The sequence below is a fragment of the Guyparkeria sp. SCN-R1 genome (assembly GCF_003932495.1).
GTDB lineage: Bacteria > Pseudomonadota > Gammaproteobacteria > Halothiobacillales > Halothiobacillaceae > Guyparkeria.
In genome coordinates, this window is sequence record NZ_QZMT01000003.1 from 18605 (window position 1) to 37963 (window position 19359).

Annotated in this window: 19 protein-coding genes; 10 read left to right on the forward strand and 9 right to left on the reverse strand. The window is 67.0% G+C overall.

Features of this window, described 5'->3' with window-relative positions; all coding sequences use genetic code 11:
* The first annotated feature begins 71 nt into the window (after nt 1–71).
* Together dapC and dapD are read left to right on the forward strand one after the other, a co-directional pair.
* Nucleotides 72–1280 carry a succinyldiaminopimelate transaminase gene (gene dapC, locus D5687_RS02310; RefSeq protein ID WP_125198154.1) on the forward strand — a complete coding sequence of 403 codons (1209 nt, stop codon included), beginning with the start codon at nt 72–74 and terminating at the stop codon, nt 1278–1280.
* Nucleotides 1281–2316: 1036 nt separating this feature from the next.
* Nucleotides 2317–3141: a 2,3,4,5-tetrahydropyridine-2,6-dicarboxylate N-succinyltransferase gene (gene dapD, locus D5687_RS02315; RefSeq protein ID WP_192894149.1), complete on the forward strand. Its 825-nt coding sequence runs from the start codon at nt 2317–2319 to the stop codon at nt 3139–3141.
* A gap of 99 nt (nt 3142–3240) precedes the next feature.
* Here dapD and D5687_RS02320 read toward each other — a convergent pair whose 3' ends face one another.
* Genes D5687_RS02320 through phoB form a run of 3 tightly spaced genes read right to left on the reverse strand, consistent with a single transcriptional unit; the run spans nt 3241 to nt 6042 of the window.
* A complete protein-coding gene (locus D5687_RS02320) occupies nt 3241–3843 on the reverse strand; it encodes a bifunctional 2-polyprenyl-6-hydroxyphenol methylase/3-demethylubiquinol 3-O-methyltransferase UbiG (protein ID WP_125198156.1) in 603 nt (200 codons plus the stop codon).
* Between the two features lie 38 nt (nt 3844–3881).
* A complete protein-coding gene (gene phoR, locus D5687_RS02325; RefSeq protein WP_125198157.1) occupies nt 3882–5306 on the reverse strand; it encodes a phosphate regulon sensor histidine kinase PhoR in 1425 nt (474 codons plus the stop codon).
* 49 nt (nt 5307–5355) lie between these two features.
* Entirely contained in the window at nt 5356–6042 is a 687-nt protein-coding gene (gene phoB, locus D5687_RS02330; protein ID WP_125198158.1) for a phosphate regulon transcriptional regulator PhoB, read from the reverse strand.
* A 266-nt stretch (nt 6043–6308) separates the two neighbouring features.
* On the opposite strand from phoB, the gene nadC reads away from it, so the two are divergent.
* Entirely contained in the window at nt 6309–7145 is an 837-nt protein-coding gene (gene nadC, locus D5687_RS02335; protein ID WP_125198159.1) for a carboxylating nicotinate-nucleotide diphosphorylase, read from the forward strand.
* A gap of 25 nt (nt 7146–7170) precedes the next feature.
* Here the strand turns inward: nadC and D5687_RS02340 are convergent, their stop codons facing one another.
* The gene (locus D5687_RS02340) at nt 7171–7497 is read right to left on the reverse strand and encodes a cytochrome c (protein ID WP_125198160.1); all 327 of its coding nucleotides are present in this window, start codon (nt 7495–7497) and stop codon (nt 7171–7173) included.
* 145 nt (nt 7498–7642) lie between these two features.
* Between D5687_RS02340 and D5687_RS02345 the strand changes: the two genes are divergently transcribed.
* Both D5687_RS02345 and dapE read left to right on the forward strand, forming a co-directional pair.
* Complete coding sequence (locus tag D5687_RS02345) at nt 7643–7987, forward strand: arsenate reductase (protein WP_192894147.1); 345 nt, start codon at nt 7643–7645, stop codon at nt 7985–7987.
* On the forward strand, nt 7984–9147 hold the full coding sequence (dapE, locus tag D5687_RS02350; RefSeq protein WP_125198161.1) for a succinyl-diaminopimelate desuccinylase: 1164 nt from the start codon (nt 7984–7986) through the stop codon (nt 9145–9147). Before D5687_RS02345 ends, dapE begins: the two co-directional genes overlap by 4 nt.
* Before the next feature lie 21 nt (nt 9148–9168).
* On the opposite strand, the gene proB is transcribed toward dapE, so the two are convergent.
* From proB to D5687_RS02375, 5 genes are all read right to left on the reverse strand, one after another.
* Complete coding sequence (gene proB / locus D5687_RS02355; RefSeq protein ID WP_125198162.1) at nt 9169–10287, reverse strand: glutamate 5-kinase; 1119 nt, start codon at nt 10285–10287, stop codon at nt 9169–9171.
* Nucleotides 10288–10289: 2 nt separating this feature from the next.
* Nucleotides 10290–11363, reverse strand: a complete 1074-nt coding sequence (gene cgtA / locus D5687_RS02360; protein WP_125198163.1) for an Obg family GTPase CgtA — start codon at nt 11361–11363, stop codon at nt 10290–10292.
* Nucleotides 11364–11490: 127 nt separating this feature from the next.
* Nucleotides 11491–11748, reverse strand: coding sequence for a 50S ribosomal protein L27 (gene rpmA / locus D5687_RS02365; protein WP_125198164.1), 258 nt, complete (start codon nt 11746–11748; stop codon nt 11491–11493).
* Between the two features lie 32 nt (nt 11749–11780).
* Nucleotides 11781–12092, reverse strand: a complete 312-nt coding sequence (rplU, locus tag D5687_RS02370; RefSeq protein ID WP_125198165.1) for a 50S ribosomal protein L21 — start codon at nt 12090–12092, stop codon at nt 11781–11783.
* Between the two features lie 135 nt (nt 12093–12227).
* Entirely contained in the window at nt 12228–13646 is a 1419-nt protein-coding gene (locus tag D5687_RS02375) for a KamA family radical SAM protein (protein ID WP_240031393.1), read from the reverse strand.
* Nucleotides 13647–13912: 266 nt separating this feature from the next.
* Here D5687_RS02375 and D5687_RS02380 point away from each other — a divergent pair, with 266 nt between their 5' ends.
* From D5687_RS02380 to D5687_RS02400, 5 genes are all read left to right on the forward strand, one after another.
* Nucleotides 13913–14680 (forward strand): CPBP family intramembrane glutamic endopeptidase, encoded by a 768-nt coding sequence (locus D5687_RS02380; protein ID WP_125198166.1) that lies wholly within the window; start codon nt 13913–13915, stop codon nt 14678–14680.
* A gap of 66 nt (nt 14681–14746) precedes the next feature.
* A complete protein-coding gene (locus D5687_RS02385; protein WP_125198167.1) occupies nt 14747–15844 on the forward strand; it encodes a PQQ-dependent sugar dehydrogenase in 1098 nt (365 codons plus the stop codon).
* 58 nt (nt 15845–15902) lie between these two features.
* Nucleotides 15903–16235 carry a hypothetical protein gene (locus D5687_RS02390; protein ID WP_125198168.1) on the forward strand — a complete coding sequence of 111 codons (333 nt, stop codon included), beginning with the start codon at nt 15903–15905 and terminating at the stop codon, nt 16233–16235.
* Nucleotides 16236–16321: 86 nt separating this feature from the next.
* The gene (locus D5687_RS02395) at nt 16322–17575 is read left to right on the forward strand and encodes a TolC family protein (RefSeq protein ID WP_125198169.1); all 1254 of its coding nucleotides are present in this window, start codon (nt 16322–16324) and stop codon (nt 17573–17575) included.
* Nucleotides 17572–19353, forward strand: a complete 1782-nt coding sequence (locus tag D5687_RS02400) for an efflux RND transporter periplasmic adaptor subunit (RefSeq protein WP_125198170.1) — start codon at nt 17572–17574, stop codon at nt 19351–19353. Before D5687_RS02395 ends, D5687_RS02400 begins: the two co-directional genes overlap by 4 nt.
* The last annotated feature ends 6 nt before the right edge of the window (nt 19354–19359 follow it).

Consider the following 19359-nt stretch of genomic DNA (forward strand, 5'->3'; position numbering starts at 1 on the left):
CGACTGGATCGGGCACCTATAATGCCCGGTCGCATCCCGCCCCGTCACCACCCAACCGAACGGCTCCCGGCATGAATCCCAATCTCGACCGACTGCATCCCTACCCCTTCGAGAAGCTCGCCGAACTCAAGGCTGGCGCCGAGCCGCCAGCCGACCGGAAGCACATCCCTCTGTCGATCGGCGAACCGCGCCATGCCCCGCCGGCGATCGTGCTCGATACCCTGCGTGAGGCCCTGCCGGAAATCGCCCGTTACCCGGCGACCAAGGGCGAGCTGTCCTTGCGCGAGGCGATGGCCGACTGGCTGACACGACGCTTTGCGCTCACACCGGGGCAACTGGACCCAGAGGCGAACGTGCTGCCGGTCGCCGGCACCCGCGAGGCCCTGTTCGCCATCGCCCAGGCGGTGGTCGACCGCGACAGCGGCAACCAGCCGCCGGTGGTGCTGATGCCCAATCCCTTCTACCAGATCTACGAGGGGGCGGCCCTGTTGGCCGGGGCCGAGCCCTACTACTACCCGACGCTGGAAGAAAACGGCTTTCTGCCCGACTTCGATGCCATCCCCGAGGCCATCTGGGAACGCGCGCAACTGCTCTACGTCTGCTCGCCGGGCAACCCCAGCGGCGCGGTGATCGATGCCGAGCGCTACCGCAACCTGCTCGCCAAGGCCCGTCAGCACGAGGTGGTCATCGCGGCCGACGAGTGCTATTCCGAGATCTATTTCGACGAGGCGCGGCCACCGACCGGACTGCTGGAAGTCGCCAACGAGGTCGGTGGCGAGTCACCGTTCGAGAACGTGATCGTCTTCCACAGCCTTTCCAAGCGCTCCAACCTGCCGGGCCTGCGCTCGGGGCTGGTCGCCGGCGACGGCACCCTCTTGAAGCGCTTTCTGCGCTATCGCACCTACCAGGGCTGCGCCCTGCCGCTACCGACCCAACTGGCATCAATCACCGCCTGGAACGACGAGGAGCACGTGCGCGCCAATCGCGGCTTCTACCGCGAGAAGTTCGATGCGGTGCTGGAGATCCTCGAGCCGGTGGCCGGCATCGACGTGCGCCGGCCGGATGCCGGGTTCTACCTCTGGGCCGGGGTGGAAGGCGACGAACGCGACTTCGCGCGTCGGCTGTTTTCCGAGCAGAACATCACCGTGCTGCCGGGCCGTTTCCTCTCGCGTGAGGCGAACGGCGTGAATCCCGGGGCGGGATTCGTGCGGATGGCGTTGGTCGCCGAGCTGGACGACTGCGTCGAGGCGGCGGAGCGGATTCGGGCGATGCTTTCCTGAGACGCGAAACTCGCGTGACTGTGAGGCGGCGACTAACCGCCACTGGGTTTTCGCACGCCGGCTAGCCCACGCGGCACGGATGCACTGCCGTGCATGGCGTGCGAGTCGATTTTCTTGCTTGTCCAAGAAAATCGACGAAAAGAAGACACCCCAATGCCTTGGCCCTTCGGGCCTGATCGCCGCGGATTGCATCCGCGACGATCAGCCTCGCGAACGCGGGATTGCGGACGGGTCGGTTCGACGCGACGTCGTGTCGCGGCGAACCTCTGGCCGGCGTCCATGCCGGCCAGACCCTGCAATCCCGCGTTCGCGAGGCAAGGCATAAGGGGAACCGCCCCCTTCGATTAAGCCGAGGGCGCGACCTCGGGGCAGCGTCTCTCTTGGAGATTTCAGTGACACCACCTGATGGTCGGGGACAAGGTCCCCTTGCGTCCTGCCTCGCGGCTGGTGGATGGCTCGGGGTCGGAGCGACAGGGACGTCGCTCCGAGGCTCGCCGTGACAGGAAGTCACGTCGAGCCGGCCCCGAAGGCAGCCGCCGGTCGCGAGGCTTCGAGCGCGGACGAAGTCCGTGCTCGAAGGCCCGCAGGGCCAGGACGCCGGGGTGCCCTTCTTTTCGCCCCTTTTCTTGGGCAAGCAAGAAAAGGGGCTCGCGCGCCAGGCAGGGCGGTCGGTCGTGGCCACGGCGCGAGAGAGGCGTGCGAAACGATCCTCCAGGTTCTGGTCGAGAAAACTGTGAATTCCTCGACCGATGGCCGAAGTCGGACTGAAATCCGACCTACAGGGGCTGGTGGTCAAGCGGTCTTTGACAAGCAAGAAGATCAACTCGCGCGCCCGGCGGGTTCATCAAGGCCCCCTCCCGCAAAACCGGCGCGCGAAAACCCTGACGGGCTTCGACGGACAACCCGCACCCCGCGAGACAAACGCCATCAACGATCTGTTGTTACAATAACCACCAATTGATTACCCCGTTTCCCGGCCGACCCAGAGAGGTCGGCCGCTCGTTTTTCCAAATCATTTCAGGAGCATCCGATGGACATCTCTTCCATTCGCGACACGATCGAATCGGCCTTCGAGCGCCGCGCCGAGATCAACCCGGGCAATGCCCCGGCCGACGTGGTGGAGGCAGTCGAAACCGCGCTCGCCGGTCTCGACGATGGCTCGCTGCGCGTCGCCGAGCGCCGTGGCGTCGGTGACTGGCAGGTCAACGAATGGCTGAAAAAGGCCGTACTGCTGTCGTTCCGCCTGCGCAACAACGAGGTGGTTTCCGGCGGCGACGTGAACTACTTCGACAAGGTACCGACCAAGTTCGCCGGCTGGGACCAGGCACGCTTCGAGGCCGCCGGCATGCGCGTCGTGCCGAACGCCGTGGCCCGCCGAGGCAGCTTCATCGCCAAGAACACCGTGCTGATGCCCTCCTACACCAACATCGGCGCCTACGTCGACGAGGGCACCATGGTCGACACCTGGGCGACGGTCGGCTCCTGCGCCCAGATCGGCAAGAACGTGCATCTTTCCGGTGGTGTCGGTATCGGCGGCGTGCTCGAGCCGCTGCAGGCGGCCCCGACCATCATCGAGGACAACTGCTTCATCGGCGCGCGTTCCGAGGTGGTCGAGGGCGTGATCGTCGAGGAAGGCTCGGTGATCTCGATGGGCGTCTACATCGGCCAGTCGACCAAGATCTACGACCGCGAGACCGGCGAGATCCACTTCGGCCGTGTGCCGGCCGGCTCGGTGGTCGTCTCCGGAAACCTGCCGTCCAAGGACGGCAAGTACAGCCTGTACTGCGCGGTGATCGTCAAGAAGGTCGACGAGAAGACCCGTTCCAAGGTCGGCATCAACGAGTTGCTGCGCGACGTCTAAGCATGCCGTGCCGTTGGACGCGTCCAACGGCACTACGACACACACGAAAAGGCCCGCAGGGAGAGAAAGAATCCCTGCGGGCCTTTTGACGTCTGGAGATCAGCCTTGGCGTCGTCCCACGCCGTGGGTGACGAACCCGGGCCCCTGGTGCCCCGGTCCCTCGTCGAGCAGGGCCTTGCCCTCGGCGAGAATAAGCCACTCCAGTCCGGGCAGATCCTGCGAGAGATCACTGGCCCGCACCAGCATGTCGGCCCGCTTGGGCCCGCCGCTCTGATAGGCCAGCTGGCGCGGGTGGAACAACTCGATGATCAGCAGGCCACCGGGGCGCAGGGCGGCCGCGGCGCGGCGGTAGACCTCGCGCCGCGACGGCGGCTCGAAATGAAGGTAGATCAGCACGACGGCATCGAAGCCATCTTCCTCCCAGTCCCACTCGGTCAGATCGCCACAGTGAACCGCCACGCTGACATCGCGCTCGTCGGCCAGCTGCCGGGCCTTCTCGCAGCCCACGGCGGAGTAGTCGATGCTGGTGACGTCGAAGCCCTGTTCGGCGAGCCAGACGCCGTTGCGTCCCTCGCCATCACCCAGGACCAGCACGCGGCCGCCCGGCGGCAGACGCCAGGACTGGCTCAGCAGGAACTCGTTGGGGTGGGTCCCGTAGAGGAAATCGACCTGGCCGTACTTTTCGTTCCAGAATTCGGACATCGGCTGGCTCGCGGCCCCTTGTGGCAAGTCGGGTCAGTCTAACCCATGTTTGCGGGGCTGGACGGCCAGGCGGCCGGGGCCGGAAAGATCACGCGAAAGCAGCTGCCCTCGCCCGGCGTGCTGTCGATCTCGAGCCGCGCCCCGTGGCGCAGAGCCACGTGCTTGACGATCGCCAGCCCCAGACCGGTGCCACCCCGCGACCGCGACCGGCCCACGTCGATGCGATAGAACCGCTCGGTCAGGCGGGGGATGTGGCGCGCCTCGATGCCGATGCCCGAGTCGCAGACTGAGAACACGGCCCGGCCCTGATCGTCACGCGCCCAGCGCACCTCGACACGCCCGCCGGCCGGGGTGTACTTGACCGCGTTGAAGACCAGGTTGGAAAACGCCGACTGCAACTCGCGTGGCACGCCCCACACAGTCAAGGCAGGGTCGAGGTCGGCGCGGATGTCGTGACCTTCCTCGCCGGAGACCAGTCGCGCGTCGTTGAGGATCGGCCCGACCAGGCGGGCCACGTGGATTGTCTCGAACCAATCGGCATCGGGCTGCGAGGTCTCGAGCCGGGACAGCAGCAACAAGTCCTCGACGATGCGCCGCATCCGATCGGCCTGCTGGTGCATATTCGACAGGATGCGGTGCATCTGCGGATCGTGCCCTTCCTCGGTGTCGAGCAGGGTCTCGACATAGCCGGCCAGAACGGTCAGCGGGGTGCGCAGCTCGTGCGAGACATTGGCCACGAAGTCCTGACGCACCCCCTGCAGCCGGTGCAACGCGGTCACGTCACGACCGATCAAGAGATAGCGATCCGGGCCATAGGGCTCGATCCGCAGGCTCAGGGTGCGGGTCTCGTCCGACGGCGCGACGATCTCCAGCGCTGGTCGATCATCCCCCTGTTTCAGCCAGGCGATGAAGGCCGGGGTACGCCAGAGGTCGTCCAGACGCAACCCGATATCCGAGCGGTTGAGCCCGAGCATGTCGATGGCGGCGTGGTTGATCCACTCGATTTCGCGCTCGGCGGTGAGCACCACCATGGCGTCCGGCACCGTCATCGCCGAATGATGATATCGCTTGAGCAATGCCACCAGGCGGCGCTGGCGGCGGGACCAGCGCCGGCTCAGTCGCCGCTGGCGCACCTGGATCAAGCCGGGCAATCCCCAGACCCGGCGCGGCTGGGAGGTGACGGGCAAGGCACGCGCCAGGTAGATCACGCGCCACAGCAGCGCGACGGTATAGATCAGCAGCCCGCTGACGGGCGCCAGGGCCCAGGCGGCCTCCCAGCCAATCGCCGCTCCGCCCCAGGCGACCATCGACGCCAGTGCCAAGACGGCCAGGACAAGCACGCCTTCCTCGCGCCATGCACGCTGGCGCGCCTCGGCCAATCGCAGTTGTCGCAGTTGGGCGCGGCGCTCGAGCCGCGTCGGCGAGGGAAGGTCATCAGGAAAGGGAGGTCGCGAATCGGTCATCAACGAAATCAGCAGTTCATCAGCCAGCCCAAAGCACGATCCATAACCGTCATTGGGCCGAAAGCCGGTAGCCCACACCGCGTACGGTCTGGATCAGGCCATCATAACCGCTCGGTGCGAGCACCTTGCGCAGACGCAGGATATGCACGTCGACCGTCCGCTCCTCGACGTAGGCGTTCTGCCCCCAAACCCGATCGAGCAACTGCGCGCGGGTGAACACGCGATCCGGATGCTTCATGAAGAAGGCGAGCAGGCGGAACTCGGTCGGGCCGATATCGACCGGTTCGGCGGCGGCGGTCACCCGGTAGCTCTCCTGGTCGAGCTTCAGCCCGGCGACGTCGAGAACGGGGTTGTCGGTGTCCGGCGACACCCGACGCAGCACTGCCTTGATCCGCGCCATCAGTTCGCGCGGCGAGAACGGCTTGGTCACGTAGTCGTCGGCGCCGGCCTCCAGCCCGCTGACCTTGTCCTCCTCCTCGCCGCGCGCGGTGAGCATGACGATCGGCACATCCTTGGTCAGCTCGTCGCGCTTGATGCGTCGAGCAAACTCGATGCCGCTGGCACCCGGCAGCATCCAGTCAAGCAGGATCAGGTCGGGCTGCTTTTCCGCCAGACGCTCGAACGCCTCCTGTACATCGGCTGCCTCGATCAGGTTGTAGCCAGCGCGCCCCAAGGCGAAGGCGACCATCTCGCGGATCGGCTTCTCGTCCTCGACGATCAGTATGGTCTTTTGCATTCGATCATCCCGGCCAGCGCCGGTCCTCGCAACAATCGGTGTGAGCGGGAAGCCGGGGGACCGGGTGGAACCGGGTAAAACCCCGAGCATCTGCCGGCATTAAACGCCGCGGCGATGACAGCAGCATGACAAGATGACAGCGTGACGGGAAGCACCAAGAGGCCCAGGCCACCACACAACCGCGCAGGGCCGGCCGGCTGCGTGTCAATTCGCCCTCGAGAACTTGCTAGACTTCCGTCCCCGACTATCCGACACACGGTGCCTCAATGAGCAAAGCCGACCCTGACATCGTCGCCCTGGACGTGGCGCGCGCCCTGGCCGAGGACATCGGCAGCGGCGACGTCTCGGCGCAGCTGATCCCGGCCGACGAGACCGCACATGCCCGCATCATCAGCCGCGAGCCGGCAATCCTCTCCGGTGTCGACTGGGCGGATGCCGCCTTCCGGCGCGTCTCGCCGGCGGTGCGGATCGAGTGGGCCGCCGCCGACGGCGACAGCCTGTTCCCGGAACAGAGCCTGTGCCTGCTCAGCGGCCCGGCGCGCGCCCTGCTCACGGCCGAACGGGTGGCGCTGAACTTCCTGCAGACGCTCAGCGCAACGGCCACGGTCACCCGCCGATTCGTCGAGACGGTCGAAGGCACCGGCACGCAGATCCTCGACACCCGCAAGACCCTGCCCGGCCTGCGTTACGCGCAGAAGAAGGCGGTTACCGACGGCGGCGGCGCCAACCACCGCATGGGTCTCTACGACATGGTGATGATCAAGGAGAACCACATTCGGGCGGCGGGATCGATCACCGAGGCCGTTCGGGCCGCCGGGGTGGTGGCACGCGACCTGCCGCTGGAAGTCGAGGTGGAGAATCTCGAGCAACTCGAGGAGGCGCTGGGCGCCGGGGTCAAGCGCGTGCTGCTGGACAACTTTGCCCTGGATCAGCTGCGCGAGGCCGTCCGGCTCACCGCCGGCCGGGCCAAGCTGGAATCCTCGGGCAATGTATCGCTCGAGACGGTGCGCGACGTGGCCGAGGCCGGCGTCGACTACATTTCCATCGGCGCACTGACAAAACACGTCGAGGCGATCGACCTGTCGATGCGGTTCATCGACTGATCACGCCCCGAGCGCGTCGATCAGGTCACTCGAAGTCGTAGTATTCCTGATTCAACCAAGCGGTAACCGCCTCGACCTCTTCGTCGAACCACGGCAGACCGAAGTTGTTGGCACAGCCCTGGACCTGGGTGCGCAGGCTGTCGTAGCTACCCATATTGCCGGCGTCCGCGCGTGCCTTGAACCAGTCGTCGTCGTGCGGAACCATGTGGCACTCGGAACAGTTCTCGGCAAAGAGCTCCCCGCCCCAGCTGATATCCGGCTCGGCGGCCGCGGGCACGGCGAGCATCAGGCCGGCGAGAAGGCCCAGCATTCGAGTCGGGCTTGCGTGCATCGTCATCTTCCTGGTTCGCATGGCATTGCCACTCCTTTTCTGCTGCAATTCTTAATGCGCGGGCCATCTTCAGGGCCGCATGGAGTTCGAGTGTAGGACGCCGACACTGATAGGAAAATCAATTTTTCCTATCCGGAACAACAATTTTCACTTGATAGGACTATCGATGATCACCGTCTACGGGATCCCCAACTGCGACACCGTGAGAAAGGCCCGCGCCTGGCTGGCCGAGCAGGGGCTGGATTATCGCTTTCACGACTTCAAGAAGGCGGGCGTCCCGGAGGCCCAGCTGGATGACTGGCTGGAGCGATTCGGCTGGGAGACGGTGATCAACCGCCGGGGCATGAGCTGGCGCCGCCTGCCGGCCGAGGAGCGCGAGGCGATGGACAGCGCGCACGCCCGCGAGGCGGCGCTTGCCAATCCGAGCCTGATCAAGCGCCCGGTGGTGGAACACAACGGCAACACCCTGGTCGGCTTTTCCGCCGACGACTGGCAGGAGGCCCTGGCATGAGTGAGGCAACCATCGATCTCGCGCGCGAACTGATTCGTCGCCCCTCGGTCACGCCGGACGACCAGGGGTGCCAGGCGCTGATCGCCGGGCGCATCGCCCCGCTGGGCTTTGCGATCGAGTCGTTGCGCTTCGAGGAGGTCGACAACCTCTGGGCAGTACACGGGGGCCGGGGCGACGCCGCTCCCTTGTTCGTGTTCGCCGGGCACACCGACGTGGTGCCGACCGGCGAGGCCTCGCGCTGGACCTACCCGCCGTTCGGCGCCGAAATCCACGGCGGGCGCCTGTACGGACGAGGCGCAGCCGACATGAAGGGGTCGGTGGCGGCCTTCGTCACCGCCACTGAGCGCTTCCTCGCCCGGCAACCCGAACCGGCCTTCCGGCTGGGCTACCTGATCACCAGCGACGAGGAGGGTCCCGCGCAGCACGGCACCAAGCGCGTGGTGCAGTGGCTGCGCGAGAAGGGGATTTCGATCGACTGGTGCCTGGTGGGCGAGCCGTCGAGCCGCAACCGGCTGGGCGACGAGTTCAAGATCGGGCGGCGCGGATCGATCACCGGCAACCTCGTCATCGAGGGCCGTCAGGGGCACGTCGCCTACCCGCACCTGGCGGACAACCCGGTGCACCGCGCAACGCCGTTCCTGGCCGAGCTGGTCGAGATCGAGTGGGACCAGGGCAATGCGCACTTCCCGCCCTCGACGCTGCAGATCGCGAACATCCACGCGGGCACCGGGGCGAACAATGTCATCCCCGGCGAGCTCGCCGTGCAGTTCAATCTGCGCTTCAACACCGAAACCTCGGTCGAGGCAATCAAGAGTCGGGTCGAGGAGTTGCTCAAACGCCACGGCCTGAGCTATCAACTCGACTGGCATCTCTCGGGCGTGCCGTTCCTCACCCGCGACGACGGGCCGATGGTGGGCGCGGTCGAGCGGGCCGTGGAAGGCGTGCTGGGAACGGCGCCGACGCCCTCTACCGCGGGCGGGACATCGGACGGGCGCTTCATTGCGCCGACCGGCGCCCAGGTGATCGAGCTCGGCCCGCTCAACGCCACCATCCATCAGATCGACGAGCATGTCGCTGTCGAGGATCTGAAAGTCCTGTCCGCTATCTACGAGCGCCTGCTCGACGAACTGGATACCGAGGCGCGACGCCTCCGGGGCTGACCGTCGGTCGCTGTCGCGACCTCAAAGGAGCACCAGGTTGTCCCGGTGCACCAGTTCGTTTTCCTCGCGATAACCGATCGCCTCGGCGATCGCCTGGCTCGAGCAACGGACCAGCCGCGCGGCGTCGCTGCTGGGGTAGTTGACCAGCCCGCGCGCGAATTCATGGCCGTCGGCGTCGACGATCGAGACCAGCTCACCGCGGGCGAACTGCCCCGAGACGCCCGTCACGCCGACCGGCAGCAGCGAACGTCCCTGCTCGGCCACCGCCCGGGCGGCACCGGCATCGACCCGCAGCTGGCCCCGCACCCGCAGCTGCCCGGCCAGCCATTGCTTGCGCGCGGCGAGCCGGTTGGTCGCGGGGCGAAAATGCGTTCCCAGCGGCTCACCGGCGGCGAGTCGGCAGAGCACGTCCGCCTCGCTACCCGCCGCGACGATCGTCGCGGCGCCGGAACGGGCGGCGCGCTTGGCGGCCAGCACCTTGGTGTACATGCCGCCGCGACCGAGACGCCCGCCTTCGGGGGAGGCCATAGTTTCGAGGGTCGGGTCGCCGGCGGTCACCTCGGCCAGTAGCTTCGCGTCCGGCTGCTTGCGCGGGTCGGCCTCGAACAGGCCCGGCTGGTCGGTAAGGATCACCAGCATGTCGGCCTCGACCAGGTTGGCGACCAGCGCGGCGAGTGTGTCGTTGTCGCCGAAGCGGATCTCGTCGGTGGCGACCGTATCGTTCTCGTTTACCACCGGCACCACGCCCAGGTCGAGCAGCGTGCGCAACGTACTGCGGGCGTTGAGGTAACGCTCGCGGTCGACCAGGTCGTCGTGGGTCAGGAGGATCTGCGCCGAATGGGTATCGAACCGCGCCAGCCCCTCGGCGTACGCCTCAACCAGGCCCATCTGGCCGACGGCCGCGGCCGCCTGCAGCTTGGGCAGCGACTCGGGACGTTCATCCCAACCCAGACGCGCCATGCCCTCGGCGACCGCGCCGGAGGTGACGATGAGGATCTCGCGCCCCTCGCGGCGGAGCTCGGCCAACTGGCGCGCCCAGGCAGCGATTGCCTCACGGTCCAGGCCGCGCCCGTCCCCGGTAACCATCGCCGAGCCGATCTTGACCACCCAGCGCTGATAGCCCCTGACCTCGTCACGCATCCTCAGTCCTCCGTCGACGATCCCGGGCGATCGGTCGCCGCCTCACGCTCACGCGCCCACTCGGCCTCGAGGTATTCGAGGATCGCCCAGACCAGTGGCTGCGTGCCGGTCTTGTCCAGGGCGCTGATCGCGAACACCGGCCCGGTCAGCCCGATCTCGGTCGCGTAGCGCTGTTTCAATGCCTCGATATTGGCCTCGCGCTCCTCGTCCGCCCAGACATCGATCTTGTTGAGCACCAGCCAGCGGGGCCGCTCGGCAAGCGACTCATCGTATTTCTCCAGTTCCGCCTCGATGGCCGCGACGCTCTCGACCGGGTCGACTTCGTCGTAGGGGGCGACATCGACGACGTGCAGCAGCAGGTTGGTGCGCGCCAGGTGCTTGAGGAACCGGATACCCAGTCCCGCTCCCTCGGCCGCGCCTTCGATCAAGCCGGGAATGTCGGCGACCACGAAACTGCGGTGCGGCTGGGGCGCGACCACACCCAGGTTGGGATACAGGGTGGTGAACGGGTAGTTGGCGACCTTGGGCCGGGCGTGCGAGATGGCGCGGATCAGGGTCGACTTGCCGGCGTTGGGCTGGCCAAGCAGGCCGACATCGGCCAGCACCTTGAGCTCCAGGCGCAGCCGGCGCTCGTCGCCCGGCGTGCCGTCGGTCTTCTGTCGCGGGGCACGATTGATCGAGCTCTTGAACCGGGTGTTGCCCAGCCCGTGCCAGCCCCCCTTGGCCACCAGCAGCTCGGCATCGGCCTCGACCACCTCGCCGATCCCCTCGCCGGTGTCCTCGTCGTGGACTACCGTGCCCAGCGGCACGTGGACGTACAGGTCGCCGCCCTTTCGGCCGGTCATGTTGCGGCCCGCGCCGTTCTTGCCCCGCTCGGCCTCGTAGTGGCGCTGGAAGCGGAAGTCGGCCAGGGTGTTGAGGTTGACGTCGCCGACCAGGTACACCGACCCACCGTCACCGCCATCGCCGCCGTTCGGTCCGCCGAATGGCACGTACTTCTCGCGGCGAAAGCTCACCACGCCATTGCCGCCATCACCGGCCTTGACCTTGATGGTCGCTTCATCGACAAATTTCACGACACGATCCCCACAATTCCCTGTCCGATTGCGGACAGACCACAAACACGAAAGCCCCGCTCGCGGGCGGGGCTCAGACGACGGTCACCGGCCAGCCGGGCTGACCGCCAACTTACATCGTGCCGGTTCAGGCCGACTCGATGCTGACGAAACGGCGGCTCTTCGGACCCTTGGTCTCGAACTTCACCTGGCCGTCGGTCAGGGCGAACAGGGTGTAGTCGCGGCCGACGCCCACGTTGCTGCCGGCGTGGAACTTGGTGCCACGCTGACGAACGATGATGCTGCCAGCGGAGACGGCTTCACCGCCGAAACGCTTCACGCCGAGGCGCTTGCTTTCACTGTCGCGCCCGTTCCGGGTAGAGCCTGCTGCTTTCTTATGTGCCATGGTTCAAGTCTCCTGGTCTGGTCACCGGGCGCTTAGGCGCTGATGCCGGTGATCTTGAGTTCAGTGTAGGCCTGGCGGTGGCCCTGACGCTTCATGTGGTGCTTGCGGCGGCGGAACTTGATGATCTCCACCTTCTTGCCACGACCCTGGCCGACGATCTCGGCGGTGACGCTCGCGCCATCGACGTTGGGCGTGCCCACCTTGATGTCAGAGCCGTCGCCGACCATCAAAACCTGATCCAGCGTCACGGTGCTGCCGGCTTCGCCAGAGAGCTTCTCGACGCGCACCTTGCTGCCTTGCTCGACGCGGTACTGCTTACCGCCGGTAACGACCACTGCGTACATGCTGTAAAACCCGAATGTTTATGCGTAAAGAGGTCGGCGACACATTGCTGCCACCGACCGGCGTTGTTTGAAGGCGCGCAATCTTAGCGACCCGCGCCCCGTCCGTCAAGGGAGATCTGCAGACTTCCCAAGGGCTTATGCCTCGACTTCCGCGGCATCGATCACCTTGAGGCCGCTTTCCTCCTGCATCGCCGCGTACTCGTCCTCGAAGAAGAACGTCTCCTCGCGGAAGGCCGGCGTCAGCTCATTGAGCCAGGTGGCTTGCTCGTCGTACTTGGCGAAGAACGGCCGCTGGACCCAATCCGGGTTGCGACCCTGGACGAAGCGCAGGACGAACACCTTCTCGCCCTGGATCTCGGCCACGCCCTGGATCTCGACCTTGCCCGGTCCAGCGGACATGGACGGGCCACGGGCGGTACGCGCCAGGCCCGAAACCCGCTTCATCGCGTCGCGATAGATCCGGTGCGCCTCGGCCAGCGGCACCTCGAAGCGGTACTTCGCCCCGGTGTCGCGCTCGACGAACATGTAATAGGGAATCATGCCCAGACGTACCTGCTCGCGCCACATGCGCGCCCAGACCTCGCCCGAATCGTTGATGTGCTTGATCAACGGGCTCTGGGTGCGGATCTCGGCGCCGGTGGCGCGGATGCGCTTGACCGCCTCGCGGAAGATGGGGTTCTCCATCTCCTGGTAGTGGTTGATGTGCGCCATCACCGCGACGTGCTTGCCGGACTCGACCAGCCGCTCGAACAGCCCCAGGAGCTCGTCGGCGTCCGCATCGGTGACGAAGCGATACGGCCAGAACGACAGCGCCTTGGTGCCGATGCGCACGGTCTGCACGTGCTCGAGGCGTTCGTCGAGCAGGCCCTCGAGATACGGCGCCAGGTGCTTGGTCTTCATCACCATCGGGTCGCCGCCGGTCATCAGCAGATCGGTCAGGTTGGGACGCTCAGCCAAGTAGTCGAGCAGCTGGCCGGCCTCCTTGGAGGCAATCTTGAGGTCTTTGTCACCGACGAACTGCGCCCAGCGGAAGCAGAAGGTGCAGTAGCTGTGACAGGTCTGCCCCTGACTGGGGAAGAACAGCGCGGTCTCGCGGTACTTGTGCTGCACGCCCTCGACCGTCTCGCCGTTGACCTCGGGGAGGTTCATCTCCATCTGGCCGGCCGGGTGCGGGTTGAGCTTGTGCCGCAGCTTCCAGGCCAGCGCGGTGATCTCCTCCTTGGGCGCCTCGCGGCGATGCAGCTCGGCCATCTGCTCGTACATCTCGGGGTCGAGCATGTCACGCTGCGGGAAGGTCAGGGCGAAGATCGGGTCGTCGGGGGCACGGTCCCAGTCAATCAGGTTCTCGATGACGTAGTTGTTGACGCGAAACGGCAGCACGCTCGCGACGACCTTCATCTCGAACAGCGCCTCCTCGCCGAGTCGCTTGAGCGGCTCGATCTTGTCGAGGTGGCGATCGGTGAAGACCTGCAGCTTGGGCGCCTGCCCATCCTGCGTACCCGCCGCTGTCGCGTGGCGGGTTCCGGGAATGCTTCGCTTGGCAACAGTCGTCATAAAACCTCGTCTGGTGCGCATGGGATAGGCCGTGCCGACCACGAGGGAAAGGCGGAACGGCGCGGCTCGCGCGCCGTTCGGTATTCCCCCAAGGCCGGCGAATTCTAGTGCATTCCCCGATAAAAACAACCGCTTATACGCATGAATGCCCTCCGTGTCGGCCAAAATCGATGACCACGTCCTCGCTAGCCGCCCCCTCGGCGACAATGCCCTTTTCCAATGACCAGGGCCCCACGCCGGAACGAACAAAAGTGTCAGAACACCCCATGACCGATCTTCGCCACTGGGGCCTCGCCCTGGCTCTCTCCGTGACCACGGGCCTGGCCGCGCTGTTCACCGGACACGCCGAGCCACCAGGCCTGGCAGTGCTACTGCCATTGCTGGGATTGGGGCTGATCACCGCCACCCGCGGGACGATCGGCCCAATCACCGCGACCATCGTCATCGGCCTGGGCGTGATCCTCAGCCTTCATCTCTGGCCCGGCTTTGACAACCCGCGGATCTGGCAGGACCGACACTTCTGCCGCGACTGCCTGCCCCACAGCCTCTACCTGTCGGTCGACCAGGCCCTGCTGGTGGCCGCCTGGCTGCCGCTGCTGCTCGGGCGTTGGCGGGCAACCCGTCCGTTATCCCTGCTAACAGCCGGGCTCGCGACCATCGCCGCGGCGATCGCGTTCGGCATCGCCACCGGCCTGTTCCGCTGGCAGCCGGGCTGGCCCGGCGTATCGCTACTGACCCTGTTTGCCGCAGTGAACCTGGTCACGGTCGCCGCCGAGGAAGTGCTGTTCCGCGGCCTGATCCAGCGGCAGCTGTTGGCCCGGCTGGGCGCGGTGCATGCCTGGTGGCTCACCGCGCTGATCTTCGGGCTGGCGCATCTGCCGTTTGGCGTCGAGTTCGCTGCCGCGGCCACCGTCGCCGGGCTGGGCTACGGCTGGGTCGCCTGGAAAAGCGGTTCGCTCTGGCCGGCCATCGCGCTGCACTGGCTGGTCAACGTGCTGCACTTCTCGCTGCTCAGCTACCCGATGCTGGCCTGAGAACCTCGACCGACTCGTCTAATCTCGAACCCCACATGACCGGAACACTCGCCGCGAGGAACCACCATGTTTCGTGCACGACTTGCCCTGCTCATTCTCCTGCCGCTGGTGCCACTATTCGCCGTCCAGCCGGCGTTGGCCGAGCCGGCCGTCGAGACGATCACCGACGAGCTGCATCACCCCTGGGCCCTGACCTTTCTAGCCGATGGCGAGTTGCTGGTTACCGAGCGGCGCGGCCGACTCTGGCGCATCGACCCGGCGACCGGTGAGCGCCAGGCGATCGAGGGTGTGCCCGAGGTCGACCACCGCAACCAGGGTGGGCTGCTCGACGTGCTCGCCCATCCGGCGCATGCCGACGGCCAATGGATCTACCTGACCTGGGCCGGGCGCTGCGACGGCGGCAACGCCACCCACCTGGGCCGCGGGCGACTGGAGGACAACCGGCTGGTCGACTTCAAGACACTGCATGTCGCCACGCCCTGTGTCGATTCCGGCATTCATTTCGGTTCGCGGCTGGCCTTCGATCGCGACGGGCTCCTGTTCATGACCGTCGGCGACCGCGGCGAACGCAATCGCGCCCAGGATCTCGCCGATCACAACGGCTCGGTCCTGCGATTCCACGACGACGGCCGCATTCCGGCCGACAACCCGTTCGTCGACCGGCCCGATGCCGAAGACGCGATCTTCAGCTATGGCCACCGCAACCCGCAGGGGGCAGCCACTCATCCGCAAACCGGCCGCGTCTGGATCCATGAACACGGCCCGCGCGGCGGAGACGAGATCAACATCCCGGCCGCCGGGGAGAACTTCGGCTGGCCGATCCAGACCTACGGCCGCGAGTATGCCGGCCCGGAAATCGCCCCGGACGAGGTCGAGGGCGTGACCGGACCGCTCCATCACTGGACGCCATCGATCGCCCCCTCCGGCATGACCTTTTACGATCACGCCGCCGCGCCTGACTGGCAGGGCAACCTGTTCGTCGGCGCACTGGTCAAGCGCCACCTCGCCCGTCTGCAACTGGATGGCGAACGCGTGGTCAGCGAGGAACGCTGGCTGGAGGAACGCGAGTGGCGTATCCGCGATGTCGAGGTCGGGCCAGACGGTGCGCTCTGGGTGATCACCGACCATGCCGATGGTCGACTGCTGCGGTTGACACCCGACTGACCGCCAATCCGCGATAGGCCTTGCGCCCGCCAAAAGAGGCACCTATAGTCCCGGCACCATGAAATTCATGCACCTGGTCACCCTGCTGCTCGCCTTCTGGGCACCGCTGAACGCGGTGACCGCCGGCGTGGCCATGCTCGATTGTCCGATCGACGAGACAATCGAGCACTCGGCCGATTGCCCGAGCACGAGCGGCACGACCGAGCAGCCAACTGCCTCGGCGGGCTGTGACCACTGCGGCAACTGCGTGCTGCTGGGCGGCTTCTCGCTGCCGGCCCAGGCCACACCCGCCGCCATCCACCTGCCCAACGGCACCCTCGACGCGCCGCTGGCCGACTCGATGGCCGCCGGCGTTCCGAACACCCCGTTCCGCCCTCCCCTCTCGGCCTGACACAGCCGAGAACCCCGGGGCATCACGCCTCGCACACCTCGGCTGACCCAGCTTCCCGCTGACCGTCTTTAACCGAGGAAACCTCCATGAACCAATCCATTCTCTCGCGGGCCGCCGTGGCCTGGCTGGCGATCGTCGCGCCGATCACGCCAAGCCTGGCCGACTCGTCGGCAGATGCCGGGCCACGCCTGACACTGGAAGCAGCCGAACAGGCCGCAACCCAGAGCGACGAGGGCCTGCAGGCTGCCGATCGACGGCGCGCCGGTCTGGCCGCGACCGCCGAGGCCGCCGACGAACTGCCCGACCCGCGGCTGTCCGTCGCCCTGCAGAACGTGCCCACCGACAACTACAGCCTGAGCGATTCACCCATGACCCAGACGGTGGTGACGCTCTCGCAGAGCCTGCCGCCGGGTGACACGCTCGCCTTCCGCGGCGAGCAGGCCGAAGCCCGCGTCGCCGGCTCGGCAGCCGCCCTGGCCACCGCCGACCGCCAGCTCAAGCGCGAGGTGCGCCGACTGTGGCTGGCCGTCTACCGCGAAGAGGCCCTTGGCCGCCTGCTCGAGACCGAGCGCGCGCTGTACCGGGAGTTGCTGGAAAGTGCGCGCACCGCCTACCAGGTCAACGAGGCCAGCGGTAGCGATCTGGTCGCCCTGCAGGCGCGGCTGTCGCGGATCGGGGATGCCCTCGACCGTCGCCGGGGCGAGGCCGAGGCCGCCCGGGCCCGGCTGGCACGCTGGGTAGGTGATGCCGCCCAGCGCCCCTTGCCGGACTCCCTGCCCACCAGCCTGAGCGACGAGCCGAGCGGCGAGCTCGACCAGCAGCCCGAGCTCGACCGCCTGCGCGCCGAACTCGAAGCCGCTCGCGCCCAGGTGGGCGAGGCCGAAGAGCAATTCGCCCCGGAAATCGGTCTGCAGGTCGGCTATGGCCTGCGCGCCGGCAGCGAGCCCAACACGCTGTCCGCCGGCGTGAGCGTGAGCCTGCCGATCTTCAGCGAACGCCGCCAGTCCCCCCGGCTACGCGGGGCGCAACAGTCCGCCCAGGCCGCCCAGCTCGAGCTGACCAAGCGCGCGCGTGATCTCGCCGCCCAGGCCGACGGCATCCGCGCCCGCCTGACCGCCCTGGACCGGCGCGTCACGCGCTACGAGACCGACATCATTCCCGAACTACAACAGGTCGCCGAGATGATCCGCGGCGAGATCGGCTCCGGGCGGGGCGAATTCGACGCCCTGATCGAGGCCGAACGCGCCGTCGTCGAGGCCCGCCAGGAACTGCTCACCCTGCGCCTCGACCGTGCCGACCAACTCATCGACCTGCGCTACCTGCTGGAGCCGACCGCATGAAGACCCACACGCATCGCCATCCGACTGTCCGCATCAAGCGACTCACCCGCGTCACGCTGCTGGGCTCGGCCCTGGTCACCCCGGCCCTGCTGATGGGCGTCAACCCGGCGATCACCTCGGTGATGGCGGCCGACAATGGCAACCAGAACGACCACGACGGTCACGATCACGCCCAGTCCGCGAGCGACGGCGGCGACACCGTGACCCGCTGGACCTGCCCCATGCACCCGCAAATCGTCGAGGAAGAACCCGGCAGCTGCCCGATCTGCGGCATGGACCTGGTCGAGAAGGAATTCCCCGCCGAGGAGGCCGAGCAGGCAGCGAACGAAGACGCGGAGCCCACCTCGAACGATGAGGGCAATGATCAAGCCGAATCGTCCGATGACGGCGGCGACACCGTGACCCGCTGGACCTGCCCGATGCACCCGCAGATCGTCGAGGAAGAACCCGGCAGCTGTCCGATCTGTGGCATGGACCTAGTCGAGAAGGAATTCCCCGCCGAGGAGGCCGAGCAGACCACCGAATCCTCCGCCAACGAGGACGCGGACGAAGGCCACGATCACGCCCAATCCGCGAGTGACGGCGGCGATACGGTCACCCGCTGGACCTGCCCGATGCACCCGCAGATCGTCGAGGAGGAACCCGGCAGCTGCCCCATCTGCGGCATGGATCTGGTCGAGAAGGAATACCCGGCCAGCGAGGTGGGCGGCGGCAAGTCGGACTCCGGTCAGGAGGTGCCCAGCTACCCGGGCGTGTCGGTCGACCCGATCACCGTGCGCCACATGAACGTGGTCATCAGCGAGGCCGCCGAGCGACAGCTCGCCGGCGAGATCCGCACGGTGGGCACCGTCGGCTACGACGAGGACCGGCTCGCCCACGTCCACCCGCGCGCCGAGGGCTGGGTGGAAACGCTCAAGGTCGCCTCCATCGGGGCCAGCGTGAAGCAGGGCGACGTGCTGCTCGAGGTCTACTCCCCCGACATCGTCTCCGCCCAGCAGGACTACCTGGTGGCCCTGCGGCGCGGCATGGACGACCTGATCGAATCCAGTCGCGCGCGCCTGGAACTGCTGAATGTGCCCGAGTCGACCATCGAGCGCATCCGCCGCGAGCGTAAGGTGCAACGTCGCATCCCGTTGCTCGCCCCGCAGGACGGCTATGTCGCCGAGATCGACCTGCGCGAGGGCATGTACATCCGCCCGGACATGGAGCTCTACACCATCGCCCGCCGCGACCAGGTGTGGGTCAACGTCGACGTACTCGAACGGCGCATGCAGTCAGTCGGCGAGGGCCAGACCGCCCGCATGCACGTGGACGGCGTCCCCGGCCGCGAATTCGAGGGCACGGTGGACTTCGTCTATCCGGAACTCGACCCGCAGTCACGCACGCTGCGAGTGCGGCTGGTCTTCGACAACGAGGACGGCCTGCTGCGCCCCAACCAGTTCGCCGAGGTCACCTTGAGCCCGGCAAACGCCCCCGAGGTGCTGACCGTGCCGTCGACCGCCATCATCCCCGCACCCGGCGGCGCCCGCGTGGTGGTACGCACCGGCGAGGGTCGCTTCCGGCCGATGGTGGTGGAGACCGGCGTCGAGGCCGGCGGCTACACCGAGATCGTCTCGGGGCTGGAGGCCGGCGATCAGGTGGTCGCCTCCGGGCAGTTCCTGATCGACTCGGAGTCGAACGTCCAGGCCGCCTTCTCGCGCCTGTCCGGCTCCAGTGGCTCGGAGACGTCGAAGGAAAAGGACTCGTCCGGCAACGGCCAGTCCGGTCACCAGCACTAAGGGGAG